The organism is Anabaena sp. EIM26 (assembly GCF_057568715.1).
The window spans coordinates 94,601-116,302 of sequence record NZ_JBWNLG010000004.1 but is presented as its reverse complement, the minus strand read 5'-3'; the positions used below and the strand labels follow the sequence as shown (position 1 = coordinate 116,302).

At 36.9% G+C, this 21,702-nt stretch carries 19 protein-coding genes, 2 pseudogenes and 1 CRISPR repeat array; of the genes and pseudogenes, 18 read left to right on the top strand and 3 right to left on the bottom strand.

What is annotated here, in order from left to right:
- Positions 1-342: 342 nt before the first annotated feature.
- Both AC012T_RS28400 and AC012T_RS28395 read right to left on the bottom strand, forming a co-directional pair.
- Positions 343-972: a hypothetical protein gene (locus AC012T_RS28400; protein WP_487067513.1), complete on the bottom strand. Its 630-nt coding sequence runs from the start codon at positions 970-972 to the stop codon at positions 343-345.
- 112 nt (positions 973-1,084) lie between these two features.
- Positions 1,085-2,221, bottom strand: coding sequence for a peptidoglycan DD-metalloendopeptidase family protein (locus tag AC012T_RS28395; protein ID WP_487067511.1), 1,137 nt, complete (start codon positions 2,219-2,221; stop codon positions 1,085-1,087).
- A 361-nt stretch (positions 2,222-2,582) separates the two neighbouring features.
- On the opposite strand from AC012T_RS28395, the gene AC012T_RS28390 reads away from it, so the two are divergent.
- From AC012T_RS28390 to AC012T_RS28305, 18 genes and pseudogenes are all read left to right on the top strand, one after another.
- The gene (locus AC012T_RS28390) at positions 2,583-4,160 is read left to right on the top strand and encodes a TIGR03985 family CRISPR-associated protein (RefSeq protein ID WP_487067509.1); all 1,578 of its coding nucleotides are present in this window, start codon (positions 2,583-2,585) and stop codon (positions 4,158-4,160) included.
- Between the two features lie 75 nt (positions 4,161-4,235).
- Complete coding sequence (locus tag AC012T_RS28385; protein WP_487067507.1) at positions 4,236-4,829, top strand: HD domain-containing protein; 594 nt, start codon at positions 4,236-4,238, stop codon at positions 4,827-4,829.
- 93 nt (positions 4,830-4,922) lie between these two features.
- On the top strand, positions 4,923-5,807 hold the full coding sequence (locus AC012T_RS28380; RefSeq protein ID WP_487067505.1) for an XDD3 family exosortase-dependent surface protein: 885 nt from the start codon (positions 4,923-4,925) through the stop codon (positions 5,805-5,807).
- Between the two features lie 130 nt (positions 5,808-5,937).
- Positions 5,938-6,613: direct repeats of the CRISPR family, unit length 36 nt; unit sequence GTTTCCAACTAATCCGATTTGAGTTAATCGGTAAAG.
- Positions 6,614-6,949: 336 nt separating this feature from the next.
- Positions 6,950-7,306, top strand: coding sequence for a DUF4258 domain-containing protein (locus AC012T_RS28375; protein WP_487067503.1), 357 nt, complete (start codon positions 6,950-6,952; stop codon positions 7,304-7,306).
- A 108-nt stretch (positions 7,307-7,414) separates the two neighbouring features.
- Entirely contained in the window at positions 7,415-8,098 is a 684-nt protein-coding gene (locus AC012T_RS28370; protein WP_487067501.1) for a hypothetical protein, read from the top strand.
- A gap of 150 nt (positions 8,099-8,248) precedes the next feature.
- A complete protein-coding gene (locus AC012T_RS28365) occupies positions 8,249-8,851 on the top strand; it encodes a hypothetical protein (RefSeq protein ID WP_487067499.1) in 603 nt (200 codons plus the stop codon).
- 278 nt (positions 8,852-9,129) lie between these two features.
- Positions 9,130-9,720 carry a hypothetical protein gene (locus AC012T_RS28360; protein WP_487067497.1) on the top strand — a complete coding sequence of 197 codons (591 nt, stop codon included), beginning with the start codon at positions 9,130-9,132 and terminating at the stop codon, positions 9,718-9,720.
- A 38-nt stretch (positions 9,721-9,758) separates the two neighbouring features.
- The gene (locus AC012T_RS28355; RefSeq protein WP_487067495.1) at positions 9,759-11,051 is read left to right on the top strand and encodes a cytochrome-c peroxidase; all 1,293 of its coding nucleotides are present in this window, start codon (positions 9,759-9,761) and stop codon (positions 11,049-11,051) included.
- A 379-nt stretch (positions 11,052-11,430) separates the two neighbouring features.
- Positions 11,431-11,667: pseudogene (locus AC012T_RS28350) on the top strand (hypothetical protein); the annotation flags it as partial.
- 276 nt (positions 11,668-11,943) lie between these two features.
- A pseudogene (locus AC012T_RS28345) lies at positions 11,944-12,800 on the top strand (hypothetical protein).
- A gap of 126 nt (positions 12,801-12,926) precedes the next feature.
- Positions 12,927-15,656 carry a DEAD/DEAH box helicase gene (locus AC012T_RS28340; RefSeq protein WP_487067493.1) on the top strand — a complete coding sequence of 910 codons (2,730 nt, stop codon included), beginning with the start codon at positions 12,927-12,929 and terminating at the stop codon, positions 15,654-15,656.
- Positions 15,657-15,777: 121 nt separating this feature from the next.
- Positions 15,778-16,455: a hexitol phosphatase HxpB gene (gene hxpB, locus AC012T_RS28335; RefSeq protein WP_487067491.1), complete on the top strand. Its 678-nt coding sequence runs from the start codon at positions 15,778-15,780 to the stop codon at positions 16,453-16,455.
- Positions 16,456-16,592: 137 nt separating this feature from the next.
- Positions 16,593-16,952: a hypothetical protein gene (locus AC012T_RS28330; RefSeq protein WP_487067489.1), complete on the top strand. Its 360-nt coding sequence runs from the start codon at positions 16,593-16,595 to the stop codon at positions 16,950-16,952.
- A gap of 94 nt (positions 16,953-17,046) precedes the next feature.
- Positions 17,047-17,511 carry an ASCH domain-containing protein gene (locus tag AC012T_RS28325; RefSeq protein ID WP_487067487.1) on the top strand — a complete coding sequence of 155 codons (465 nt, stop codon included), beginning with the start codon at positions 17,047-17,049 and terminating at the stop codon, positions 17,509-17,511.
- A gap of 152 nt (positions 17,512-17,663) precedes the next feature.
- Positions 17,664-18,077: a hypothetical protein gene (locus AC012T_RS28320; protein ID WP_487067485.1), complete on the top strand. Its 414-nt coding sequence runs from the start codon at positions 17,664-17,666 to the stop codon at positions 18,075-18,077.
- A gap of 103 nt (positions 18,078-18,180) precedes the next feature.
- The gene (locus AC012T_RS28315) at positions 18,181-18,837 is read left to right on the top strand and encodes a hypothetical protein (RefSeq protein ID WP_487067483.1); all 657 of its coding nucleotides are present in this window, start codon (positions 18,181-18,183) and stop codon (positions 18,835-18,837) included.
- A gap of 109 nt (positions 18,838-18,946) precedes the next feature.
- Positions 18,947-19,360: a XisH family protein gene (locus tag AC012T_RS28310; protein WP_487067481.1), complete on the top strand. Its 414-nt coding sequence runs from the start codon at positions 18,947-18,949 to the stop codon at positions 19,358-19,360.
- Entirely contained in the window at positions 19,348-19,677 is a 330-nt protein-coding gene (locus AC012T_RS28305) for an element excision factor XisI family protein (protein WP_487067479.1), read from the top strand. The genes AC012T_RS28310 and AC012T_RS28305 overlap by 13 nt, the downstream gene beginning before the upstream one ends.
- Positions 19,678-19,748: 71 nt before the next feature.
- Here AC012T_RS28305 and AC012T_RS28300 read toward each other — a convergent pair whose 3' ends face one another.
- Positions 19,749-21,617 carry a type IV secretory system conjugative DNA transfer family protein gene (locus tag AC012T_RS28300; RefSeq protein ID WP_487067477.1) on the bottom strand — a complete coding sequence of 623 codons (1,869 nt, stop codon included), beginning with the start codon at positions 21,615-21,617 and terminating at the stop codon, positions 19,749-19,751.
- Positions 21,618-21,702: the final 85 nt, after the last annotated feature.

The following is a 21,702-nucleotide window of genomic DNA, read 5'->3' as shown; positions in this document are numbered from 1 at the left end:
TGAAGTTATTTGGAGAGTGCTAAAATTTCAATTACACCAAAATAGATTTTTTATCTGTTGGTAGTTTGATAGCTTTACATCTCATCCAAAACTTGCTAGTTGTGCAAACTTGCTGATAGAATCAATATCTCATTGTCTGGAAAAAGCTATTTCTTATCGCTGGTAAGTAATTTAATTTTTTAAACTAAAATTTCCAGAATACAACACCTAATCTAGGCAAGTTTTTTCTGTATTATGGACATTTTAATTATCTTTATTAATACAAAAAATCGGGCAAGATGCCCGCACCACAACATGAGATAATATTGACAAGGCTTTGAATAAAATTTGAACATAATGCTACTAACGACAATTAGAGTGAAGTAAGGTTTTGTAATCTAACTTCCAAATTCTAGCTAGTGCTTTAGCATTGAGTTCTGCCCTGATTACATCTTTAGTTTGACAAGCATCGGCAATTATCTTAATGTAATTACTCGTAATTTCACTTTCACTTCTTTGTTGTTGAATATTGACTAATTGACGATTAGTTTGAGCATTGGTTTGATCTGCTGAACTAAAAGAATGAATTACACCAACTACTCCTTCAATCTGATTACTACTTGTACCATTAGTATTATTAACAGGTGTAGTCCGCATGATAGCAAAAGCGCAAGTACCTCCACAGTTGGGATAATTTAATGCTCCTATATTAGAGTTGACATTTGCATAATTATTATTTCCTGTTTGTAGTAATGTGGTAGGGGTAACTGTGACTGATGCAGGGCTTTGTACAGCAGCAGAATTACTAGAAGGATCTGTAATTACTCCCGTGCTTTGTACAGCAGGTGCAGCAGTATTTTCATTCGTTGTAGTCTCTGTTCCATCTCCTCCACCAGATAGGGCTTTTTCTGTGTTGATAAATAAGAAGAAAAAGCAGGTGAGGACAGTAAATAAAATGCGACTTTTGTATTTGTGATTAATAGATATTTGCATACCTGACTCTACTAAAATTATTGAAATCAATTCAGAACTAAATGACAATCAAAAAAAGAAATGAGCGACCAATTATTTTTAAATTGATCACTCATTCACAAAAATAGGTTAATTATCTATTCTTCACCTGCCAGAATGCTTGAAGTGGACTGAATGTTACATCTCGGACAAACTGCTGATTAGGATGAGCGCCCACAGTTTGTTCATACTTGTCTTTATTGTTCTGTACTTCCAAATGCAGATGATTTTGAGAACCAATTGTCCCAACTACTTGTCCGGCTTCAATTCTGCCGCTAGTGCCATTTAAAGTACCAAGATGTCCATAAATCCATAACTTACCATCATCGCTTTTAACAGCCATAAAGTAGTTACCAACCTGATTTTGAATCCGCCAACGAGTACCACCAATTACGGCTCTGACTTGAGTACCATTTGGCGCAGCAATATCAACTCCACTGTGCCATTTCTTAAAGCCTCTAAAGTAACTCTGATCATACAAATAACCAGAATTCATGGGGCGACGAGATCCAAAAATAGTTGCACTCAAATCAGTGTAAATTTGACTGATTGCCGCAGGTGTTTTAGCTCTTTCATCAACGTTTCCATCCCATTGACGATTGGGATCAAATCTTGTGTTGTCACCACTATATTGATCCCACTGATCATTTGATAAAGAACCAAGATCACGATAGTATGAACCACCTTGATTGGTGGGAGGGTTGACAGGAGGATTTACTGTACCTGCACCATTAATCCTAAAACGTTGATTAGCATTACCAACGCATTGCCACAAAGTAGTTATACCACCATTATTACGGGTGGGACTATCTACACAAAATCTCACATTATTTCTAATTTCAGACAGTCTAATTTGTACCTCACCATTTCCCACAGATTCAACATTAAAGTTCTGATCAGCATCGTTAGCATTACAGGGATAAACGTTGATTTCAGCCCCATTCCAGCGACGATAGGCATTTAAGCATTTTCCTGTACGACGATGAACTAAAAGCTCCCCTCCTCTTGCACCTGGTTTGCGATCAAAGTTTTGATCAGGATCATTAAGAATGTGATCCCAAATTGACGCACGTGGATGTCCATCAATTAAACGGAAATTTGCATTTGTATTCAATGCTTTGTTGCCATTAAGAACAAAGGTTTCTGCTGAGGCAGAAGAAGCACTAACAGCTATGGCAATTCCAGCGAACGCAGTACCTACAACTAATCCAGAAATGTTTAGTTTGTTCATGATTGATATTTTTAAATGAATGAAATTTTTGTGTTTTTAGCTCTTTTGAGTTGTGAGCTTTAATGTGAAATCGGACTGACAAAATCAATATCCCATCCTCTAGAAAAAGCTATTTCCGATGAAGTTGAAATACCGACTCCGTGAAAACTTGCTGACAAAATCAATATCTCATCCTCTAGAAAAAGCTATTTCCTATAGCAAAAGGCAAGAGTAAAACCCTTGTTATTCTTAGGTTTCAAAGACTAATCATGTCCTAATTATCCTGGCTAAAGCTATATCACTATTAAGTTAATTAAATAAACTTAAAACCGCATATCCCCAACTTATTGGGCAAGTCGGGAATCTAGAATGTGAGTATTTGATGTCTAATAACCCTAGAATAGCCTATGATGAGATTGATGGAAAACGCCTTTTCCACAGACTTGCTAACTTAGATGAGTCAACAAAAAACCAGGTGATAGGGTGTATGTCAGCAATATTTAATTATCCTCCCAGCATAGATGTTTTAAAATCCTTAACAGCAGGTTCTTTAAAACAAAATCTGCCTAAATCCCTGCGGTTATATATCATTCTTTGCTTTTTTTATGGAGAAGAATCCTATAAAAATGATTTATCCGTAGAAGATGGATTTACATTTATAGAATGGAAAGACAAATTTTTCATAGATGCAGATAAACATCATTTAGGTGAAGAACAACCGGAATTACATCATCCCCATTGTCGTTGTAGTATCACCTTAAAAGACTCGCTGTTTAGCTTTTACCCTGACCCACTTCAGCAAAACAAATGGTGTCAAGCTTTACAAAAAGAATACTCTTTAAAAGACAATAAACTAGACGAGTTATTAGCTTGGGGTATTATTAGTAGTAAAAAAGAAGATGATTCAAAAAATTCTAGTAAATCCAAGCGAGAACCTTTACCGGGTGGTAGATTATTTGCAGTGACAGCTAAAACTTTAAAAAATGATTTTGACACCTTAGTAAAACAAGGATGGTTACAAAAAAAGAAAAATTACCAGCGTGAAAATGTATTTTATAAGGTTGAAAATTTACCAAATCTCACAACAGATTATAATGATAAAAATCAATCAGAACTATATGAGTTCATGAATCCAGATTTAGCAACCACATTAAAAATATTGGCTGATCCTATTAATGGAACGCAAAGATTTTCCATGCACGTTGAGTATGTTATTCCTCAGAGTTCAATTGAATCCACAGAAGATTTAGCAGCATATTTAAAGAGTTTATGGGAAGCAGATAATTTTCCCGTGATGCAATTTACTTATGATAGTGCTAAATATTGGCGAGAAGGTAAATTAATTGTTTACCCTGTGTATATTTTCTACTATCAACGCGCCCTTTACTTGTGTGCTTATGGTCAAACCCCGAAATCAAAAGATGTGATGAAATGGTATAATTACCGATTGGATAGAGTTAAAAAATGGTGTAAGTTAGATTGGGAAAATGATTCGATTCCTGCTGAATTATTAAAATCAAAACAGGAAGGTAAATTACCTAATCCTGAAGAAATACAAATTGCTTTTGAACAAGCTTGGGGATTAGATTTTTATGAAGAATCATCACCTTTGTTATTACGTTTTAAACGAGATTTCAATGACAAGTATATTCAAGATACTTTTAGGCACCAAACTTTTCAATTGATTGAATCTGAAAAAGAGCTAAGGAATTATATTCAGAAAATAGCAACAGATAAAGCTGAAAAAGAAAGAATTTTGGCAAGAGTTAATCAATATCCTGATGACGCTTATTACAAAGCTATTTATCGAGTTAATGATAATAATATTATCATGAGAATACAAGCCTGGAATTCAAGTATTGAAGTTCTGTTTCCAGGAAAATTGCGAGAAAAGATCATTGATGATATTAAAGAAACAGAGAAAATGTATCAAGAGGATAATCTTAGAACTGGAAATTAAACTAAGCGATAAATCGCTCACTACAGGAATTGTTGTAACAGCAATTATTATCTTATCCTAGAAAATTCAACTATCATGATTGTACAAGAAAGAATGCACATAAGATTAACTGAACGCTTTGAAAAAGCTCTTGTTTATGCGACACAATTACATTCTTTGCAGGTTCGTAAACAAACAACAATACCCTATGTTAGTCACTTGTTAAGTGTATCGGCTTTAGTATTAGAAGATGGTGGTAATGAAGATGAAGCCATAGCTGCATTATTACATGATGCAGTAGAAGATCAGGGGGGAATGAAAACCAGAGAAGTGATATTACAGCACTTTGGCGAAAAAGTCACAGCCATAGTTGATGGTTGCACAGAAAGCAGTGTTACACCAAAACCACCCTGGCGCGATCGCAAACTTAGATATCTGCAACAAATTTCTCAAGGTTCGGTTTCCGTGCGTCGCGTTGCTTTAGCAGATAAAGTACATAATGCTCGTTCTATTCTCATCGAAAAAAGAGTGAACGGGGAAGCAGTCTGGGAGAAATTCTCAGGAGGTAAGGAAGGAACACTCTGGTTTTATAGTACATTTCTGGAAATTTACCAGTCAGATAGCTTCAAGTCAGTATTGGTGGCAGAATTAAAGCAAGTGATACACCAGTTAGAAAATTACCTTCCATAGCATACGCAAGAAAGAGCCTTTTTCCCCACCCTTTACACTTGTTTTCAGTGATTACATTTAGTAATTGCACTTAATGATGAGGAAAAAAATCTCATGTCCAAATTATCCCATCTTAAACGATTGTCTGTTATCACTGCATTAAGTACCGCAGTTGCTTTAGGAATGATGACTGCTGCTCAAGCATCAGTTTTACACAATGGTTGGAATTATGCCATTGATTCCTTTAATGACAGTACATACCGCACCTATCCTGGTGGACCCACTGCTGTTGGTGGTGGCATTTTTGAAGGTTACGGTTTAGCTTACAGAGATGATATTGACAACAATACACTTACGTTTGCTATCAATGCCAACTTACCCCAAAATGGTGCAGTTGTTCCCGTTGCCGTAGGATATAGTCATATTGGTTGGGGTGACTTTTTTATCAAAACAACTCAAGGACTTTTGGGAGTTAACTTCACAACTGCACCGGGAATTTATCAAGTTACTAGTACAAAAAGCGTAGCTACAGCCCATGATGGTTGGCCTACCAACACATCATATACTAATGCTGTGATTAACAGTGGCAAAAATCCTACAATGGGAGATTTAGCACAAAATCAAGCCCCTTTTGGAGATTCTACTCACAACGTAATTGCATCTGGCAATTTCTTGGATAATATTCAACCTGCAAACTTGAGTGGTTTAAATTTTAGTCATTTTGGTGCTATTGGTTCTCAGACTTTTGGATTTAGCATCAACCGTACTTTAGTTTCTCCTGGAGATTTTGTAGCTTGGATACTCCAAGAATGTGCTAATGAATGGATGGCTATTTTAGGAAATGTAGCCGAAAAACCACCAATAATTCATGATCCAGAAGATCCAAAAGTTTCAGTTCCAGAACCTTCTTCTTTAACTGGAATATTCACTTTAGGAACTATCAGTGTTTTAGCTTTCAGTAAGCGTAAACAACAGAAAAAAGCTGTGGTTACTGGTTAATTATGGTGGATAAAAATCTGTAATTTTTAGTTGCGGATATTTTCAAATTAATCAACTAAAAACCAATTTAATAAAAATGTGGAGATGTTGTGTACAGCGTCTCCACATTTTCTTATAAATGAGTGAAATAATTACTAACTAATCCGATTTGAGTTAATCGGTAAAGAGAAGTTACATGATTAAACCTAACGGGGTTCAGCGTTTCCAACTAATCCGATTTGAGTTAATCGGTAAAGTTTAAAAGCTCATTCTACAGCTGGTCTTACAATCGTTTCCAACTAATCCGATTTGAGTTAATCGGTAAAGGATGGAAATGCAATTTGCAAGATAACTCAAAAAGTTTCCAACTAATCCGATTTGAGTTAATCGGTAAAGGTTGTTTTTTCATACTCTGTTGGAAATGCCCAGCAGGTTTCCAACTAATCCGATTTGAGTTAATCGGTAAAGGTAAAACTTTAGTACAAGTCCTTGCTTACAATAATGTTTCCAACTAATCCGATTTGAGTTAATCGGTAAAGTCTTTAATTTTAATTAAACAGCTCTAAGGCTTTATTAAGTTTCCAACTAATCCGATTTGAGTTAATCGGTAAAGACTTTAACATTTATAACCGAGCATGGGAGTGTAACGTTTCCAACTAATCCGATTTGAGTTAATCGGTAAAGTCATAGGTATTTTAAGTTTTGATAGAAAACCTCAGGTTTCCAACTAATCCGATTTGAGTTAATCGGTAAAGCAAGGCAGCCCACTTAAATTTATTTTAAGATCCAAAGTTTCCAACTAATCCGATTTGAGTTAATCGGTAAAGGGTTCGTCTAGCAGCCCTTACCCAGTAAGGGTTTCAGCCGCCAAATCGACGCACCTCTAAAAAACATTATACACATTGAGCAAAAAAGAGAAAAACACATACCTCAAACCCTCTCCCAGTAAGGCATCGACGCATCTCAACGAAAAAGATAGGGTTTTGGCGATTTGCCGAGGTGCGTCGATAAAAATCTTAAACATCGCCTCATAAAGCCCCCAAACCTAGACAACATAATACTTTAGCAATTATTCTGAACGTCGAAAAAGTCAATCAAAGGAAAAAGCATTTTCCCGACAAGATCATAATTAATCATAAGTGCAATTACAGAGGCAAGTATCTATGAGTAGTAGTTTTCATCAAATGCAGGTTTTGGTTAAAGAAGATGAAAAAACGCAATTTTTAGGTGACATCCTACCATACCAAAATAGCAAAGATATTAATCATTTGCAACGCCGTAAACAACAAAGAGCCGTCAGCGATGACATGATTAAAATTGCCATTGCTTATGGTGTCAGAAAATTTATTTACGGTGCTGTAACATTCACCTTAACCGATAAAAAATTATCTCATACTCCCTACGCTAAATTTTATGATGTACTGCGAGGACTGCGTGTAGTTTGCAAAGCAGCACCACCGAACCCCATTATTATTACCACCTACTGGCACATCAAAACCAAGCAACGAGTGAGAATATAATCCAATACACCCAATGGAAAAAGGCTTTTCTGGCACAGCATTAATATTTAACACAGATAAATGGAAAACATTTCCAACTCTAAAAACTTTAATTCAGGTATTAATCAGATGCAACTAGTTTTAAAGATGCCAAAATTTATCCAAAAAGCCCTCGTAATTTTCTTAGGAATCTCTGTACTTTTCGCTGCTATGTTCTTTCATCAACCTGTAGATGCAGCAACCCAAGCTTATCGTCAAATGGCTAAATTAGACTTAGTTGATGCTATCATTACACCCCAAGAAATTGGTTTAGATTATCTGGCACAACCACCAATAGAATTAGCCGCTAATAGTGAACTAATGCAAAGCATTCAAAATGTCAATGAAACAGCATCTCGAATGCCAGAAGATTTAGCTATAGCTGTAGATTTTTGTACCAATAGTCCTGTTCGCATAGGAAATGCACCAAAGCAATGTAACTCATCTCAAGGCACAAATTATCAGGCAGTTGGTTATATTAATAGCCAAGGAAAACCGAAAGATATTACCGCAGGAGATGTTGAGGAAATGACGGCAATTGAAGGCAGAAATGGTGGTAATTTAACTGCGGAAAGTGTGCTATCTTCAGCACAAAATATTTTACTAGCGGATGCTAGTGGTTCATTTCTCCAAGCGCGGAGAATTCCCACTTTTAACTTAATTATCCGTCATAAAAGAACAGGAAAACGAGAGATACTTAGACGAGTAAATGCGAATGCTTTTTGTCGTGATGTCCTCAACTCTTTCTTAAACCGTAAAGTGAGAAGAGCTTAAAATAATAAGACTTGAAAAATTGCCTCTCCTTTAAGGAGAGGTAAGATCTGTCAGAAATCTTTAGTAACCAAACATCCTCAAAAATTGCCTATTTTCAGAAAAAAGGTAAAAACATTAATCCACATTAGATAAAATTAGGTTGGTTCACCAATGAATAAAAAAAACTTAATTCAAAAAATATCCATAGGAATAGGAGTAGGTATTGCTTCTGTTTGTTTTGCTCAGTTGTCTGATATTCAGAGTATTGCTAACAGAAATATAGTGGTAATGGGTTCAGTCAATAGTATTATCTCCCAACAACAAGAAAATAACCCAGCAAATAATTCTCAACCACAAACACCCGTAGGTAATGATAGCAAATTAAAAGAAAGTATTGAGCGTGTTTATCAAGCAATAGCAAAAATGCCAGATAATGCTGCTTTAGCAATACCTTTTACATCTACTAATGGACAAGTAGATATCAGTCATTTGGAAGTTGTGGGATTTATTAATGCACAAGGACAACCTAAAAATATCACTCCCCAAGATATATCAGAGATGCTGGATAACAAAGTTAAAAACATGGAAATTTCAGATATTAATGCAGTATTCAATCAGAATAATAATCCTCAGAATTCCAGAGTTCCAGTGTTAACACTAATTATCCATAACCGAAAAATAGGAAAAAAGTATATATTTAAACGAGTGAATGCTGATGCGTTTTTTCGTGATGTTTTTTATGCTTTCTTAAAAGGTACGGTAAGACAGATTTAAGAATGATCATAATTGATAACTGTAGGGATATGTTATAAAATATGACTCTCTTCGGATCTGAGTAATAAATAGGGGCTTCCAATTAAAAAACATCCAATTTGTAGAGTGCATCAGGCTACATAAATCCTGTAAATAAACAGATTTTTAACGTCTGGTACACCCTACAATAGATTTTTAGTCTGCTACTTGCTTAGGTTCTATACATTATCTCTATAGACTTATTATGGTGAATTCATCTTTAGATTTATTAACTAGGAAATTATGGAGATTTACACATCATGAATATTCTGGAAATTGTTAAAAGATTTAATCAGCAAATCCAATATTTAGGAGTATTGTTATTTTTCGTGGCAATTTTAACAGCCAATTCTTTAAATGTTTTAGCATTGAATTCATCTGATACTTCATTTTCGACAATTTTAGAATATGAATTAATGAGAAATATAGGTAATCCTAAAACTTTAGAAGAATTGGAAGTCAATCATTTATCAAATATAGATCAAGTACCATCTCAAAAAAAAATACTAAATTTGAGTATCTATCTAAGGAATTTTGCCCGGAATCTTAGTCCTAATTTACCTGTTAAAAGTCCAATAATTAAAACACCAACGATAATTTACCAAATCACTGATATTAAATTATCTGATGATACTTGGAATACTTTGACTATTGGACACGCGTTAAGATTGATTACTCAAGAAATAGAAATTATGAGAAATTATCAAGCACAACCAAGAATCCAAGTTTTACTTAAAAATGACTTTTCGTCTATCTATCAACCTTTGATTGATTTACCCCTCAATCAATTTTGTAATTTGTTATTAACAGAAATTAAATCCTCATCTAATCCTGGGAGTGATGGAAAATGAAGTCTAATCAAAACTTGATCAAATTAACTATAATTTTTTTGATAATCTGCATAATCAATATTATTAATTGTAATATTGCTAATGCAATTGAATCAAAATCAACAAATGTTTTAAGTAGAGAATTAAAACAATTAATTAAAGTAGCAGTACCCAATAACCAAGGATTAAAATATTTTACACTTCCCGACTCTTCAGAACTTGATAAAATTCCTGCTGACCCCCAAAATCCAATTACACAACAGAAAATTAAACTAGGACAATTCTTATTTCATGAAACCGCTTTAAGCATTAACCCAATTAATAAAAAACACTGGCAACAATCTAGTTGTGCAACTTGTCATCTTGCTCAAGCTGGGTTTCGTCCTAATTTGGCACAAGGTTTGGGAGCAGGTGGTTTGGGATGGAACAAACAGAGACATCGTGACCCGGAAACACCAGCAGCACAAATAGATAAGCAGGATGTTTTAGTTCCTTCGGTTTTGAATGGTGCTTATCAAGAAACAAAAATGTGGGATGGTAGGTTAGGTGTTGCTGGTGCTAATGCTAAAGAAGATTTGATTAAAAGTAATGATGTTAACCGTTATCAATTACATGGTTTAGAAACCCAACCAATTGATGGTTTAGCTTTTCATCGACTGGGTTTAGCAGCGATCGCCCAAATTCCTGAATACCAAAAATTATTTGCTCAAGCTTTTCCAGATCGTCCTTATCTCGATGTTCAAGAAGAAGATAATAAAAGAGCAGCTTTTGCGATCGCAGCTTATGAACGCACATTACTTGCTAACCAAGCACCCTTCCAAAAATGGCTAAAAGGTGATGAAAAAGCCATGTCTGCACAGGAACTCAAAGGTGGAAAGATTTTCTTTAGTTCTACCTGTGTGCAGTGTCATACTGGACCTGCTTTATCTGGTAAAGATTTTCGTGCAGTGGGTTTTGCAGATCACCCCAACGATTTTAGCGGTCTTAATCTTGGTCGCGGTGCTGTTACTAAACGACCAAAAGATGATTTTAACTTCAAAGTCCCGCAACTTTACAATTTAGCTGATAGTTCACCCTACGGTCACGGTGCATCTTTCAAGACAATACGCGAAATTGTGGAATATTTTAACACAGCAGAACCGCAAAAGTTAGAGGCTAAATATGCTGGTAATTTGAGTGTTTGGTTTAAACCATTACATTTTAACCCAGAACAAGTAAGTAATTTAACTGCTTTTTTGGAAACTGGGTTGCGAGATCCTAATCTAACTCGCTATTTACCTAAACGCATTCCCAGCGGTTTATGCTTCCCTAATAATGACCCAGAATCACGAAAACAGCTAGATTGCAATTGATAAGTTGCTATAACCATTCAGAAGCTTTTTTATTCTAATTCAATATCACTCCTCCACTGGGGGATTTAAGTAGTACAACAGAATTAATTACATATTGGTTATTTACCAATTCTTTGCCAGTCAAGGATTTCGGTTCAGATTTTTGTGTAATTGATTTTGTCCAATTACTTATGAGGGCAATGTTCAAAAAACACCATCATAAACATACCCAATTACAGCTTATTACTGCAAAGCCTTTGGATACCACTTACCACACCCTTTACCGAATTTCTAGGTGAAGAATTACTCTGTCAACAAACAATTACCAACACAGATAAATATGTATTAAAATAGAAAGTAATATTTAATTTAAAACCTTAACAATTATTGCATAAATACAATGAATATTGAGCAGACCGTCTTAGAAATTTCAGGAATAGAAATCACCAAATCTATCTTAATAGATTTACAAAAACTCTCCTCTTGCTCTGGAGAACCAATAGCATCTGTCTATGCAGATAACCTATTGCGTACCATGCGTACTATGCGCGATAAATTACCATTTGATCCCTATACAGAAGTGGTAATGGCATTACATGATGCACTCTTCTATTCTAACCGTTGGATTGACTATAGCAATCCGATTTGAGTTGTGAACAAATAGTACAAGTGATTTAGTAAGGTTAGGATACTTAAAACCTTAATCTAGCTAGACTTACATCAATAGTATCTATGCTCTAATCGTTCTATAATCATTTAGGATTGCTATATAATACCAGTCAATACCAGGGAGTTTGTGAATTACTTACATCCCTGGTCAATCAAGAAACAATCAACAACTTATTAGTTGAAAAAGCAATTTTAACTCTAGAAAACTTAGGCTTTGATACCCTACCATTCGGAATAACATCAATTGGATGATAAATCTATTCCTCAACACTTTCTAGATACCTCAGTTTTACGTTCTCTGCTACTTGGTACGCAAGTCTATAAGCAGTATTTTGAATCTCAATTTACTGACCAAACGCTTTATATTTCTAATTACGTGCAGATGGAAATGAGACGCAGTTATCTAATTAATCTTATTTCCTTCTACTTTGTGCTGCGCCTGGAAACTATTAATAATATTGGCGATGCAATTGCACTGTGGAGTAATAGATTTAAAACCAGCAAACTTAAAGCTATTTTACAACTTATTTCCCAACTTTTTAGCACCCACCAACTCAACTTTAGTAGTCCCCAAGATAAAGAAAAAGCTATCTCTATTTTAGGAATTTATATCAAACGTTTTGAACTTCTACTCAGGAAAAAATTTAATAATACCAACACTGATTCTACCACCTGTACCCGCGCCCTTGTACCGCTTACCCTTGACTTACAAAATCTCGCGGCTGGATTAAAACAGTTTGCTGATGAGTTTGGAGATGTAAAAAACTGTCGCAGCAAATGTCAGATTGACCAATTCCTTTTAGTACAATACCGTTCAGAAATTGAGTAACTTATCCAAATTGCTGCTCAACTACCCAAAAACTCAAATACTAGGGGATTTATCAATATTGCCAATAATTTACAGGAAATATTAGCTCAAGGATCAACAGCCTGTGACTGCAAACGTTGTGAAAAGATTGGAGATGCTGTCATTGCTTTAAATGCACCCCGGAATATGCAACTAGAACATACTGATAATTCCTTTGACTATTTATGTTATGTCCAACAATTAATCAACCCCATTACAAACATCCTTCAGAGAGTAAAATCGTTGCGAGATGATAATTTTATAGTAAATTACTATGGCATTTATCAAAAATAACTTTGTAAATTCGGAGTTTACTTCTATCAACTTAATATCTTCCCCCACTGGGGGATTTATAAGGGCAAAGTTCAAAAAACACCACCATGAACACGCCCAATTACAGCTTATTACTACAAAGCCTGTGGACACCACCTACCACACCCATTCCCGAAAATTCCCCCTCAAATCACCATCCTCCAGAACCAACAGAAATCACCGAATTTCTAGGAGAAGAATTACTCTATCAACAAACAATTCCCGCCACCGAACCTAACCTCAAAACCATCCCCAAAGACCTACCAAAACAATTAATCAAAGCCCTACAATCATTAGGAATTACCCAACTTTACTCCCATCAAATCAAAGCCTTACAAGCAATTAGAACAGGTAAAAGTTTCATCCTCACCTCCCCTACAGCCAGTGGTAAAACCCTCAGCACATACCCCGGCATTATCGAAGGTTGCATCAATCAAGAACACCGAGCCTTAGCATTTTATGGACTGCGAGCTTTAGCACTAGACCAATTCCATAAAATCTCACAACTCCTTTCTACCATACCCCCAAAATATCGCCCAGTCTTAGCAATGATCACAGGAGATGTCAAATCAGCAGAAAGAGAACAAATCCTTGCCAGTGAACCCCATATATTAGGTGTCACTCCCGAATTAATTCATTTCCAACTCAAACAAGTTTGGAAATCACCAAATTGGGCAAACTTTTATCAACGATTACGCTACATCTTAATTGATGAAGCACACACCCTTTCCGGTAGCTATGGCGCAAATATGGCTTGGTTAATTCGCCGCATTAAACTAGCAGTAGATCATTACGGTGGTGACTCCCAAAAACTGCAATTTATCTTCCTCAGTGCTACTTGTGGAAATCCTAAACAATTAGCTTTGAAAATCTCCGGTTTAAAACCTACAAAACTCAACCCTAAACCCTTAATTTGGCTTCGTAAAAGTGGCGCAGCTTCACCACCCAGACAAGTAATTGTCACCCAACCAAGTTACAATTTAACTGCTGACACAGCCAGAATAATTCAATTTTTAGTCAATCAAAATAAATCAGGAATCGCCTTTTGTAACTCCCGACGCAGTGTGCGAGAAGTCACAGAACTGTTAAAATCAAATCAAGTCACCGCATTTTATAGTGGCATTACTGCCGAGCGTCGAGCCGAAGTAGTTAATCAACTTCAATCTGGTATAATTAAGTGGATAATTGCCACAGAAGCCTTAGAAGCAGGAATAGATTTACCAGAATTAGAATGTTGTGTATTGCGTGGCTGGCCTGGTTCTAAAATGGCGTATCAGCAACGCAGTGGTAGAGCCGGACGTTCTCAACCAGGACTCACAGTGCTGCTTCCCAATGCTTTCAACCCTATTGATTGTTATGTAGCAGAACATCCAGAAATGCTGGTATCTGGAGAATCTGAAGAAGTGTTTTTTAATGATGAATATCCCATCTTTGCAGCCAAACATTTGATGTGTGCAGCCGCAGAAACAGGCATTCCTACAAACAAAATTAAACACTATTTTGGTGCAGCCGCTTTTGATGTTGCCAAACTGTTATTAGCCCAAGGACATTTACACAAAGGTAAAAATGGTTTATGGGCTAAAGGTTATCCCCATAAAGATGTTAATTTTCGAGGTGGTTTATCGCAAACAACTATCAAATTAGTAGATGCAATTTCTGGGGAAGAATTAGAAGAAATATCTGAAGATATCGCTCATCGAGAAGTGCATCCCCAAGCCATTTATAAACGCCAAGATGCCAAGGGACAAATGCTAACTTATCAGTGTATTTCCTTAGACCTTAACAGTAAACGAGCGATTTTAAAACAAACAACAGATAAGGCAATTTTTACAGTTGCAACTACAGTATCACAAACGAGTAGTTTAACTGTGTTAACTGACCCAGTAAATTTACCATTGCTGTTTTCTTCAGATGGGATAGAAGAAAAGAAACAGGGAGAAGAGGAACAGAAAATAAAGGGGAAAGTTTCCCACAAAACTGACATCGTAGTCATAGGAAAATCTGTGAAGGAGGAACAGAGAATAAAGGAGAAAATTTCGCACCCTGCACCTTTGCTTGAAGTTGAAGACTGTCAGGAATATTTAACCCTAGAACTGAGTTTTGGTGAAGTTAAACACATTACCAGCGGTTACAGTTTAATGACGCAAATTTACGAGCAGACTTGTTTGAATAAACGCTGTCTCAACTATAAAGAACCCTTACCTCAACAACCGCGTTGTCCCCTATGTCGCAAACTCACTCGCAAAGCTGTAATTGTCAAAAACCTGTCAGAAGCGAAGTTTGAGCAGCCTTTCCGCACCCAATTTTCCGCCCCTATGGTGAAAGTAACAATTAACTCAGGTGCGCGAGAATACATCCAACAGTTTGCTAAAGAAACTAGAACCAGTTTAACCCGCAGTCAAGAACCGATACCTTCTGGTTATCAACAGTTGTGGGAATATTCCAGTCCCTTCATTGCTATGCACAGCTTTGGACATCAAATTATGAGAGCATTACAGCTTGTAGCTAGAGTTGACCCCAAACAGGTGAATTTTACTGTGGTGAAGGAATTAGGGGAAAATAACAATTACACTGGTTACTTCTATGATACCAGTGATGGCGGCAATGGTGCGGCTGAAGCTGTGTTTAAACATCTGCCAAAACTTGCTAATGTTGGTAGGGTAATAGCACGAGATTGTAATTGTCATACTGGCTGTGCTAAATGTTTAATTCAACATGGCTGTCCTGATGGGAATACTGCTTTATTGAAGCAACTGGGGTTGGTGTTGTTGGATGCGATCGCTAGACCTGAAACATAGCATTTTATAGTTGTTAAACTTGCAACAATACCTACCCTCAACAGCGTACTCACAGGGTAGGGTTTAATAGGTATCATGCTAGAGGTGTAGCTAAAAAGGTTCACCAAATAATTTTCCAGTTTTGGCAGAGGTACTGATGATAGATACGGCGGTAATATTTGATATGGACGGTTTGCTGATTAACAGCGAGCCTTTTTGGCACAGAGCAGAAGTAGAGGTATTCAATAACTTGGGAGTGCCACTACAAGAGAGTATGTGCAATCAAACAATGGGTTTGCGTTGCGATGAGGTTGTCGGCTATTGGTATGCACGGTTTCCTTGGACAGGTACGAGTCAGTCTAAGGTAGCTGAACGGATTATCAATCGTGTCAGCGAACTTGTAGCAACCCTCGGACAGCCCATGCCCGGTGCAGTTGAAACTATACAATTATGCCAGCAGATGCACTTACCCTTGGGATTGGCTACCTCATCGCCCATCTGTCTCATTGAGGTAGTTCTCAACAAGCTAAATTTGCAAGACACATTCGATGTTGTCAGTTCTGCTCAGACAGAGGAATTTGGCAAACCCCATCCAGCGGTGTATCTGACAACTGCCCATCGCCTCAATGTGCATCCCCAAAAGTGTGTAGCGTTTGAAGACTCTATTCGCGGCATCATCAGTGCTAAAGCAGCTTCCATGCGATGTATTGCCGTCCCAGCATTAGAAGAAAGAGAAGATCCCCGATTTACGATTGCAGATGTCAAACTGGATTCATTAGAACAGATTAATGAGTCGTGGCTGAAGGCGTTTTTCACCTAATCGCGCTTTATACAAACAATGGCTTACGAGTCAATTATTAATATTCGCCAAGTGTCAAAATAATCGCTCAATGATGATTCAAGACCCAGTGATACAAGAACGTATGACACAAATTACTCAAAGATTAATAAGTGGTTATGAACCAGAATTTAAATGAAAAACAAGCTCGTTTTCAACTCAACAATATACCAAATCGCTTAGGACATATAGCGTCTAATTTAGCACGGATTAAGTCATTTTCCCAAGTTGCTTATAAAGAAGCAGTGAAAAGTGTAATTTCCGAAACTAAGTTGTTTATCGAGTGGACAGCAGCAAAAATAGAAACTATTCAAGCTGAAGAATTAGTAAATATTCAAGTTCAACTAGCAATGTGGGAATTAACTTGGGATGACATTTGTGAGGATGAAAAATTGCGTGCTGAAGTTGCAGAACAATCTGGTATTTGGTCTAAACAAGTTTTAGATATGTCAGGCTTGCTATCTGAATCTATAGCATAGTAATGAACTCTAAAAAAAGGTTTTATCTCAATCAAATGCACAACAGCTTAAAATATGAATGAGAACTTACAAAATATCTAAGATGTTATCGCTCATGAATAATCAAATAATAGAAAATTATTGGCAAGATTATTTAGCCACAGTTCCAAATAATTCACAAGCTAACAATAAATATGATATAAGTCAATTTGGTGACAATTCTGATTTAGCAAATCAACTCAGTGATTTAGTTGTCAAAGGAATCAAAACTGCAACTTGTTCAGCTTTATGGGAATGGGAAGCAGAAGGAAGCGCACTTCCTGAAGTAGGATTAAAAGCAATTGTAATTGATGGTAATGAACAAGCAATTTGTATTATTGAAATAACCGAAGTAAGCATTAAACCGTATATTGAGGTTGATACCCAGTTTGCTTATGATGAAGGTGAAGGAGACCGTTCACTGGAATTTTGGAGACAAGAACACTGGAACTATTTTTCCCGTGTCTTACCCAAAATAGGTAAACATCCAACACCAGAAATGCTATTGGTATGTGAGCGGTTTCGTGTGGTATACAAGTAGTACAGCAGAAGGCAGGAGGTTAAACACGGTTACTGCTTGATAGCGCAGTGTAGTATAAGCCATATTTTGGTTTTCAGTTTGTACTTCATTGACTTGCAATCTGCTGTATCTATTCACGAAAATAATTGTCTACCAGAGTTTTATAAACATCTATGAAAATTATCAAAAAAATATTTGCAGGTTCATTCTTAATAATAGGTTTAGCCATACTCTTACTAGGCACTATAGAATTAATTGATTCTAATAAATCCAATGAAGATAAAGAAGGTGCATTAGCAGCAATAGTTGTATTTGGTATACCATCAACAGCTATAGGAACATGGATTATTTGGGGGTTACGCCAGCAGCATCAACAGAAACTTAAACAATTTCAATTAGAAAGAGAGCAACTATTTCTGCGTTTATTACAACAAGAAGAAGGAGAAATTACCATCACAAAATTTGCTTTAGCTGCTCAAATATCTATAGAGGAAGCTAAACAATATCTAGACGAAAAAGCTAAACAACTAAATGCTAATTTTGAAACCAGTGACAAAGAGGGAATTATTTATAAATTCCCTGAATAAATAACTTTTCGCGCCAAATTAGTGATAAATTTAAGCAAGATTAATCAAAATAATTAATTGGCAGCGTTACGCTGCATGGGAGAGATGTAATTTTCTCTCTACCATGCCAATAATTAATCTGGCTGATATTCAACAAATTAATAAAACACAGCAACAACTTCTATTTCCTCACCCAAAGCATCATCACAATCACGCTGCTTTCGACTTTATAATAGCAGATAACTTTCAACTAGTGATGAAACAATTATTTTTACAACTACCTGTAGAACCTTTATTAAATGCCAATCCTCAAATTGCTCAATGGGTTGCTCAAGTACAGGAACTTGCACCAGAAATCTTTCAATCTCGCAAGAAGTTATTAGTTGATAACGCTGTCATTGCACCTCTGACAGTAAATAATGAAAATTACTTTATTCAAGTCACCACAAATATAGCATTTAAACAAGGTATTCCCAGACTTTATGAATGGGCTATGCGTCATCCTCAGTTAAGCTGGCAAGACCGAGTAAAGTTGTGGACTATGACTACTCAATACTCAGTTATTCCTAAGCAAATGCAGCTTGTTATTTTAGCATTAGACCCTGTTAAACCACCCCAAAGATTAGATATACGCTGGAACAAGAAATATCATCGGCAGACTGAACAATGGTTAATTAAACTCCTGAATCAACCTCAAGAGAATGATGCCCAATCAAATCAAATAAATCAGGATATATCGTCACTGGTCAATTTAGATGATATTTCTGAAGTTAGCATTTAAGCTAAACTAGAAGCATATTTAGCAGAGCGAGTAAAGCAAATGCTGAAGTGACAGGGTGTAGGATATAGGTGTAACTCATGTATTTGGAAATTGGTGCAAATATTCGACTATGGCCAAAGACCTATTCCACCAAGCAGTCAAGCAAGCCTTGATCAAAAACGGATGGATAATCACTAGCGATCCATTAATCATTCGCATTGAGCGCGTTAAACTAGAAATTGATCTTGCTGCTGAAAAAGTATTTGCTGCTGAAAAAGATGATCTGAAAATTGCTGTAGAAGTTAAGAGCTTTATCAATACCTCTGCAATTAGTGATTTTCATAATGCTCTCGGTCAATTTCTTAATTATCGCCTTGCCTTGGAAATGACAGAGCCAGAGCGTATCCTCTATTTAGCCGTTCCTATTGATATTTTTAATACTTTTTTTCAGGAGCGTTTTACTCAAGCAGCAATCTCAAAATATGCCTTAAAAATAATAGCATATAAACCAAATACAGAGGAGATAATCGTATGGAAAAACTAGCTAAATATCGCCAAATTGTCCGGGAATTATTAATCTCCCATGCCACCCCAAATGATTCAAATATTGAATGTCAACTCATTTTTGATACAGAACATGATCACTATCAACTTCTAGATGTTGGTTGGCAAGAGTTAAATCGCATTTATGCCTGTTACATTCATTTAGACATTAAAGACAACAAAATCTGGATTCAACAAAATATGACGGAAGCTGATATCGGTCAAGAGTTAGTGGAAAGAGGAGTTCCACCTTCAGATATTGTTTTAGGGCTGCATCCCCCATATAAACGTCCTTATACAAAATACGGTGTTGCTTAAAGTTAATAAAATAGTCACACCATCCTGTAATTTCGTAAAAGTCCTGTAGCTTTGTAAAAGCGACCAGCTTCCTATCCTTGCAATCCCGGAGTTTGATAAACTCGTGATACAAAATTCTCCAAAACATCAGGTTCTTGATGATTACTAGACTCATGGACTGTCGCCACATCTTCCTCTGGTAATGGTAACATCCGTCCTGCTTCCTCAATGCGGTCATACAATGCCTGGGTCAACATTTTAAGATCAGGAATTGTCACCTGACTTTCTAAAGCCAATCTAACTTGTGTGTCCCAAAGACCTTCACTTTCTTTAGCTCGGTTTTCATCGGTTTTCGACACAGGAATAATTAAAGGATAGGGAATAGAAGCTTGTCCCCCGGAACTGTAACCAGGACTGGTAATTACACATTTACCTTGGGGAAACTTGAGAATTTCATCTGCACTGATAACAGGCATTTTTTGTAAATTCTCACTCCAGCTAATTGAACGGCTCATTTGTCCACCCAAAGAACGCCCAGTAGTCCGATTTTTAATCAGCACTTCCTTTTCACCGTAACGCTTTGAGTAATCTTCCGCTGTTTTGTAATTACCAGGATTGAATAACACATGGGTACTGCAAGCTGATGCGATCGCACTTCCCATTTTATCGCCATAAATATCGTAAAGCTGCTCTAAACTTTGGATACCTAAAATAAAACAAGCCCCATTAGAACGATATTCATTAATCCACTGAGGCAGTCGGTCTAACTTAATTGATGGTAATTCATCCAAAGAAATAATCAACGGGTCTTTACGAGGACGGCTCAAATTACCGACAATCATTAAGTGCATTGCTGCTGCCAGTAAAGGACCAACCACACTACGACGTTCATCATCTAGCTTGAACACCACCATTTCTCTACCTGATAGCTGAGTGGGAATATCCGATTGACCGATAAATGCCCGCAGTAAATCAGCTTGAATAAAAGATGAGAAAGTCCCAGCCGCTGTCGTCAAAATCCCGGAAACGGTTTTTTCTGCATCCTTAGCACTCAAAAATTGAATAAACGAAGTAGCTACCCATTCATCTAAGCGTTTGGACTGTACCGCATGATCAAGACGTTGTACCAATTTTGGCAACCGCAACACTGCATACAACATGGCCATATCTGGGTAAGGTGAACCCTTGACTAACTGTAATAGTGCTTTTGCTAACAAGTCGCCAGCTTTAGCAAAGAATTCGTCACTTTTACCCCCACTAGCAGCATTGCGGTTAATGACTTGACCAATTTCCCCAGCCATGACCCCATCACGCGCATCACGCATAAAATCCAAGGGATTGATGACACCGCTAAAAGCTTCACCGGGGGCAAATACTCGCACTTTATAGCCATAACGGGCTGCTAAGGGTGCATGAAGTCGTAGTTGGTCGCCCTTCTTGTCGTAGAGTAAAATCGGGAACCCTTGCTGCATGGCACTTTCTAGCATCCGGTCAATGGTTGAGTAAGTTTTCCCAGAACCAGGCGCACCTATTACCAGTGTTCCCCGTTCGGCATGAGGAAACCAAACTGTAGGTGCAGCACCCAGCATGGTTTGCAGGTTAGCCATTAACCCCCGCCACTTACCTTTTGTCCAGTAACGGGGTGTACCAGACCACAGGGTAACTTTATTGTGTTTGTGTTCTTGAATTTGCTTAAATGCCAGGTTAGTGGCTGCTAGTTTTTCGCTGACACCGCAGACTTTACCAGTGGTGATTTTGCCTTTACCCGTACCACTGATTTGCAGCAGAATTAGGACTACTAACAGTCCACCTATCATTGTCCAGCCTTGGGGGTTGTTGTACTGTTGAAAGAATTTACCGAAGTCAATATTGGCTAGTGTCGGTTGGTAAGATGGTAGTTGAATTAGTGCTGTTTGAGTGGTGAAATGGTGGTTTGGTAAGTTTTGCTGGTAAAGGGTCATGGCAGTTGTGTATGGGTTTACCAGCAATTTTAGTTATCAAGGTAAAGTTAGGGAATTGACCTTATGGATATTTTATTTTCCCCCA